6 protein-coding genes are annotated in these 6,114 nt (G+C 45.8%); 5 read left to right on the forward strand and 1 reads right to left on the reverse strand.

Annotated features, from left to right (window positions below):
• Positions 1 to 61: 61 nt before the first annotated feature.
• Positions 62 to 2,569, reverse strand: coding sequence for a penicillin-binding protein 1A (locus VNE01S_RS17495; protein WP_053396537.1), 2,508 nt, complete (start codon positions 2,567 to 2,569; stop codon positions 62 to 64).
• Between the two features lie 139 nt (positions 2,570 to 2,708).
• On the opposite strand from VNE01S_RS17495, the gene pilM reads away from it, so the two are divergent.
• From pilM to VNE01S_RS17520, 5 genes are all read left to right on the forward strand, one after another.
• Positions 2,709 to 3,704, forward strand: a complete 996-nt coding sequence (gene pilM / locus VNE01S_RS17500; RefSeq protein WP_053396538.1) for a type IV pilus assembly protein PilM — start codon at positions 2,709 to 2,711, stop codon at positions 3,702 to 3,704.
• Positions 3,694 to 4,275 carry a PilN domain-containing protein gene (locus VNE01S_RS17505; RefSeq protein WP_053396539.1) on the forward strand — a complete coding sequence of 194 codons (582 nt, stop codon included), beginning with the start codon at positions 3,694 to 3,696 and terminating at the stop codon, positions 4,273 to 4,275. Before pilM ends, VNE01S_RS17505 begins: the two co-directional genes overlap by 11 nt.
• Entirely contained in the window at positions 4,268 to 4,858 is a 591-nt protein-coding gene (locus VNE01S_RS17510) for a type IV pilus inner membrane component PilO (protein ID WP_053396540.1), read from the forward strand. Before VNE01S_RS17505 ends, VNE01S_RS17510 begins: the two co-directional genes overlap by 8 nt.
• Positions 4,848 to 5,363 (forward strand): pilus assembly protein PilP, encoded by a 516-nt coding sequence (locus VNE01S_RS17515; protein ID WP_053396541.1) that lies wholly within the window; start codon positions 4,848 to 4,850, stop codon positions 5,361 to 5,363. Before VNE01S_RS17510 ends, VNE01S_RS17515 begins: the two co-directional genes overlap by 11 nt.
• Before the next feature lie 86 nt (positions 5,364 to 5,449).
• On the forward strand, positions 5,450 to 6,114 hold a 665-nt coding region (locus VNE01S_RS17520), incomplete at its 3' end, for a secretin and TonB N-terminal domain-containing protein (protein WP_373278603.1).

Here is a 6,114-nt window from a genome sequence, read left to right on the forward strand (position 1 = left end):
ACGCTACAGAAATAGAAAAGGGGGCGATGCATTCACATCGCCCCCTTTCGTATCTTTCGGCTTAGAAGAGCTCTTCACTGCCGTCTTCAGACATATAGATACTGTCTGGTGTTTCTCTCGATACGTATTCTCTCGGTTCTGTTCCGCGCAGGAAGTATTCGAACATCGAGCTACTGTCTTTTTTCTTTGTCAGTAAGCCCGACTCTCTATCAATACGAACACGGACAATATTGGATGGTGCCTGCTTACGCTCTTCTGGCACACCTTCAAGAGCGGTATGCATGAAGTCAATCCACACTGGCTGTGCTGTTTTTGAGCCTGCTTCACCGCCAGTAATTTGTTTTTTGCCTAAGTTACTGTTGTAGCGAGTGCGCCCTAGGGTACGGTTGTGACTATCAAAGCCGACCCAAGAAACGGCAACAACGCCCGGAGCATAGCCCGCATACCACGCGTCTTTAGAGTCGTTCGTGGTACCTGTTTTACCGCCAATGTCACGTCGCTTAAGTGCACGTGCTCGCCAACCAGTACCATTCCAGCCCGATCCAGCGCGCCAGTCACCGCCACCCCAGATGTTGCTGTACATCATTTCGCGTACTAGGAATGCTGTTTGTTCTGAGATCACTTGAGGCGCGTATGGGGATTCTACTTCATTTACATCCACATCTTGCTCTTGGAACTCATTCTCTGCCGGGGTGACCGGAGCAGCGCAGTCTTGTTTACAAATTGTTTTTGGCTGAGCTTCGAACTCTAAATCGCCGTATGGGCCTTCAATTTTGCTGATGTAGAAAGGTTCTACATAGTAGCCACCGTTGGCAAAAACAGAGTAGCCTTGTGCCACTTGCATCGGCGTTAAACTGCCCGCGCCGAGAGCAATGGTGTCAGAGTGCGGTAGCTCATCAATCTTAAAACCAAAGCGGGTTAAATATTGGCGAGTTTCTTCGAGGCCTACTTCACGTAGTACACGAACCGCCATCACGTTTTTCGATTGGGCTAGGCCGATTTTTAAGCGAGTAGGGCCAACATACGTCGGTGGTGAATTTTTTGGACGCCACGCAGTTCCTTGGCTTTCGTCCCAATGGTTGATAGGTGCGTCGTTAATCAGGCTTGCGAGGGTTAAACCGCTATCGATCCCGGCTGAATAGATGAACGGCTTAATGCTCGACCCTACCTGACGAACCGATTGAGTTACGCGGTTAAACTTATTGTGCTCGAAGTTAAATCCACCTACCAGAGAAATGATGGCGCCGTTTTCTGGGTTCATGGCAATAAACGCGGTGTTGGCGCTAGGAACTTGGCTCAAATGCCACTGAACGTTTTCGGCTTCTGCGTTTGCTTGACGAACAAAAATGACCTCGCCAACTGCTAGGATATCACCCGCTTTTTTCGGTGCTGAACCTTGGCGCGTATCCGAAATGAACTTTCTCGCCCACTTCATACCATCCCACTCAAGCACTTGGTTGCCTTGGTGCTTCACGATTAGAGTGGCATCTTTTTGATTCACTTGGGTGACAACCGCTGGGTATAGCTCACCGTACGTTGGCATTTTATCCAACGCTTTGTTGATCTGTTTTTCTTCTAGCGGTGTTTGATCTGCTTCCCATAGCACTTTTTCTGCGCCGCGGTAGCCGTGACGTTCATCATAACCAAGCAGGTTATTAACGGCAGAGCGATTGGCCGCTTCTTGAAGCTTTGAATCGACCGTCGTGTAGATGTTCATCCCCGAGGTATACACATCTTCACCGTAGCGAGAGACCATCCAAGCGCGAGCTAGTTCAGCAATGTACGGAGCGCTTACTTCGATTTCAGCGCCATGGTAGCGAGATAGAAGCGCTTCTGATTTCGCTTGTTCATACTCGGCTTGCGTAATGTAGTTTTCTTCAAGCATTCGCTTCAGTACGACGTTGCGTCGGTCGGTCGCGCGCTCAAGAGAGTAAATCGGGTTGAGTGTCGAAGGGGCTTTTGGCATGCCTGCTAACGTTGCGATTTCACTCAACGTGAGGTCGTGCAGCTCTTTACCAAAATAAACTCGTGCTGCGGCACCGAAACCATAAGAACGATAACCCAAGAAGATCTTGTTTACGTAAAGCTCCATGATCTCTTGCTTAGTCAAAAGTTGTTCAATATGGATCGCAATAAAGATCTCTTTAATCTTACGCATAATCTTTTTCTCATTAGACAAGAAAAAGTTACGTGCAAGCTGCTGAGTAATCGTACTCGCCCCTTGTTTCGCCGAACCTGACATAGCAACGACAATGGCCGCTCGGGTAATACCGATTGGGTCGATGCCTGGGTGATCGTAAAAGCGGCTGTCTTCTGTCGCGATCAGAGCTTCAATCAAGTGTTGAGGAATCTCCTCATACGTCACTGGAATGCGACGTTTTTCACCAAACTGAGAGATCAGCTTGCCGTCTTGAGTGAACACCTGCATCGGTGTTTGTAGCTCGACCTCTTTTATAGTCGCTACATCTGGTAGTTCTGGTTTTACATAAAGATAGAAGCCGAAAATTGTACCGACTCCAAGAATCATGCAAACCAATGTAAAAATGAACAAACGCTTTATGAACTTCACCGGAGAATCCCTGATTGATTAGGTCTACTTTGAGCAAACCCTTGTACTTTAAGCTAAAAACTTAGCTCTCTTGGTTAATGTGCGAATAAAACTTCGATTTACGTACATAGAGCTAGGCAATATTAAGGAACTATGCGGTATGGGTAAATCTCTAGTTATTGGCATTGATATTGGTCACCACAGTATTAAAGCAGTTGCGCTCAAGCCATCAAAGGGCACATTTAATCTTGTTGGTTACAAAGAGATCAGAATTGATGCGGACATTATCTCTGACAACCATGTGTTAAATTATCAGAAAATTGTAAAGAAACTCAAAGAACTAAGGAAGTCTTTACCACTATTTAGTCAAAATGTTGCATTAGCTATTCCCGATAATGCGGTAATAAGCAAAGTATTACAGATAGATAGCGGATTAGAAGGTCAAGAGCGGGAGTTTGCCATCGCTCAGGCTTTTTCGCATCAATCCCCTTTCCCCATCGAAGAACTTAGTCTTGATTTTGTCGAGATCAAAACCTCCGGGCCGAATCAGTCCATGGCGGGCTACCAAGTTTATGCGACCAAACTCGACGTCGTAGAAAGCCGTGTGAACGCCGCAAGCAAAGCTGGCTTTAAACCCGTTTTATTAGATGTACAGGCCCACAGCTTGGTGCATATCTGGCAGCTTGCCTCGGTGGTCTATGACAGGCCAGATTGGCTGCTCGTCGATATCGGTTTAAGTCAGTCATCGGTTTGTATGGACTTTAAGGATAAAGCCCCATTTTCTAAGGAAATAGCATTAGGTACTCAGTTTATCGAGGCCGATGAAAATGTCGCCCATGGCGTTCACGGAAGCACCGAACGTTTTATCCAAAGTTTAGTGGACAAACTACAGAGGCACATTCAGCTTCTGACATCGGTTAGCGGAGCCGACATTCAAGGCATTTGGCTATCAGGGGGAGGTGCCCTAACGCCAATGGTTGCCGAAGAAATTAATCGCCGCTTAAGTCTTGAATGTGAGTTGTTGAACCCCTTAAACCTCTTTGCCGCTCAAAGCCTGAAAAAAGGTATCGATTTGTCTAATGGTCATATCTTTACCACCGCAGCGGGGCTGGCACTAAGAGGATTGGACTGGATGGAGCGATCTCATGCTGCATAGTGTCAATTTGCTTCCTTGGCGTGAAGAGTTACGAGCACGCCACAAACAAAGATTTATCTCCATGTTGGTGTTAGGGGTTTTTATTGCCGTCTTTCTGCAATGGGGAATAGGGGTTTACTTTCAAAAACAAGAGCAGGCTCAGCAGGCTCGCTTGCAGTATTTAAATTCCTATATTGCTCAGCAAGATCGTGAGATTGAAGCGCTCAAAAAAGTGGAGCAAGAGCATAAAGCCCTTTTAACGCGCTTAAGTGTGGTTGAGAAGCTGCAAGAAAAGCGCAATAAAGCCACTGATTTTATGAATGTTGTTCCAAGCTTGATTCCTGAGGGGGTATACGTCGACAAGATCAAAATGAACGGGTTACATGTCCGGATCTCTGGCATCAGTGACACAACGTCTCGTTTGGCGACCATGTTGGATAATCTAGAAAGCTCTCCTGTGATACGTGATGTTGAGATGCACTCCATTGTTCATGATAAGCCAAGGTTTGGTAAGAAATTCCAGACGTTTAAAGTCTCGTTCTCTTTTGCACCAGAAACCACAGTAACCAGCGAAGGAGTCCAGAATGGCTAAGTACAATGAACTTGATATTGAAGAAATAGCAGATTGGCCAATTTTGCCTCAGTTGGTGTTGATTGTAGTTTTAGGCTTGTTTCTTCAGGGCCTTGGCTATTGGTTTTACTTAAAACCGCAAATCGAGCGCCTAGACGGCTTGGTTCAGAAAGAGCAAACCCTAAAAACCACCATCCGTATCAAGGCGAACAAGGTGGCGACGCTGCCGAAGCTGAAAGCGCAATTGGATGAGTTATCAGAGCGTTATGATTTCTTGTCGCGTCAGCTGCCAGTGCAGAAAGAGTTGGCGAGCATGTTGGCATCGGTGAACGAAGTTGGATTAAAAAACTCACTGACTTTTACTCGAATCGATTGGGGTCATAGACAAAATAAAGAATTTCTTTATCGGCTGCCGCTCAACATCGAGTTAACGGGCGATTACCACAATATTGGTGACTTTACTCAGGCGATCGCTGAACTGCCGCGGATCATTAACTTGGATGATATTGATTGGCAACGAGTCAGTCAGGAGAGTAGCACGCTTCATTTCCGTGTTCGCGCCTATACCTACCAATTTAAGCCGGAGGTCGAAGATGAAAAATAGTAGCTTTGCGGCGTTTTCTCTCATGCTGCTTCTCGTGGGGTGTAAAGCCAATCAAGAACCACTAGATGAATACGTGGCCCAAGTGGAACTCAAAGCACGTAAAGATGTTGTGGATCTTGAGCCAGTTGTCGATTTTAAAATTTCCCAATATGCGGCTCATAAAACGCGTGAGCCGTTTGTTTTACCACAAGCAGCACTGGTTCTTAATCAGCCTTTGGCTAAGAAGGATTGCTGGCAACCAGCGAAGAGAAGGAAAACGGGTAAGCTGGAAAAGTTCCCTCTCAGTAAGCTGCGCTTAACAGGGATCATGAGTGGTAACGGGCAAATTTCCGCTTTGGTGCAAACACCAAAAGGAAATGTGGTTCGAGTCAATGCTGGCCATTATATCGGCTTGAATAACGGTAAGGTTACCCGAGTAACTGACAAGTATTTACAAATAAAGGAAACCCTGCCAGACGGGTTAGGTTGTTGGAATAAACGTAACGTTAAGTTAGCGCTTAAATAGATGTCGTAGATTGAGATGAAATCATGGAACTAGGAATGAAACAATTAGCTAGACTTGCCTCCCAAGGCATATTTCTGGTTATAGGTATGCTTTTTTCTGTTGCAGTAGCCGCGCAGGAAGATGTAAGCAACCAACTGGAAAACATCGACTTTCGAGTAGATAGCGAGCAAAACGCTCAGATCATTGTGCAATTAGCCAACCCAAGAGTTGCCGTAGACGTTCAGAAAGCGCAAGAAGGGCTGAGTATTGAGCTGATCAACACCAATGTGGTAGATGACAAAATATACCTGCTGGATGTCAAAGACTTTGCGACCAATGTCGAGTCAATAGAAGTGTTTCGTAAAGAGCCAAGTACCTTGCTGGTGGCGAGTATTGAAGGCGAATACAGCTATGACTACACGCTAAACGGCAACTACTTAGAAGTAATTGTAAAGAAGCCTTCCAAGGACGAAAAGCCTAAACAGAAGAGCATCCTAGAAGGGGAAGGTAAAAAGATTTCAATTAACTTTCAGGATATCCCAGTACGAAATGTGTTACAGCTGATCGCGGACTACAACGACTTCAATCTAGTGGTGTCTGACTCTGTATCAGGTAACCTGACGTTACGTTTAGACGGTGTGCCTTGGCAGCAAGTGTTAGATATCATTTTACAAGTGAAAGGTTTGGACAAGCGTGTGGAAGGCAACGTGGTATTAGTTGCGCCAAAAGAAGAGCTTGATCTAAGAGAAAAGCAATTGCTTGAAAAATCAAG

It is taken from the genome of Vibrio nereis NBRC 15637, assembly GCF_001591105.1.
GTDB lineage: Bacteria > Pseudomonadota > Gammaproteobacteria > Enterobacterales > Vibrionaceae > Vibrio > Vibrio nereis.

What these genes read in the sequence shown, in the direction of transcription:
- pilM (WP_053396538.1), top strand. Translation starts at nt 2,709, where the DNA reads ATGGGTAAATCTCTAGTTATTGGCATTGATATTGGTCACCACAGTATT.
- VNE01S_RS17505 (WP_053396539.1), top strand. Translation starts at nt 3,694, where the DNA reads ATGCTGCATAGTGTCAATTTGCTTCCTTGGCGTGAAGAGTTACGAGCA.
- VNE01S_RS17510 (WP_053396540.1), top strand. Translation starts at nt 4,268, where the DNA reads ATGGCTAAGTACAATGAACTTGATATTGAAGAAATAGCAGATTGGCCA.
- VNE01S_RS17515 (WP_053396541.1), top strand. Translation starts at nt 4,848, where the DNA reads ATGAAAAATAGTAGCTTTGCGGCGTTTTCTCTCATGCTGCTTCTCGTG.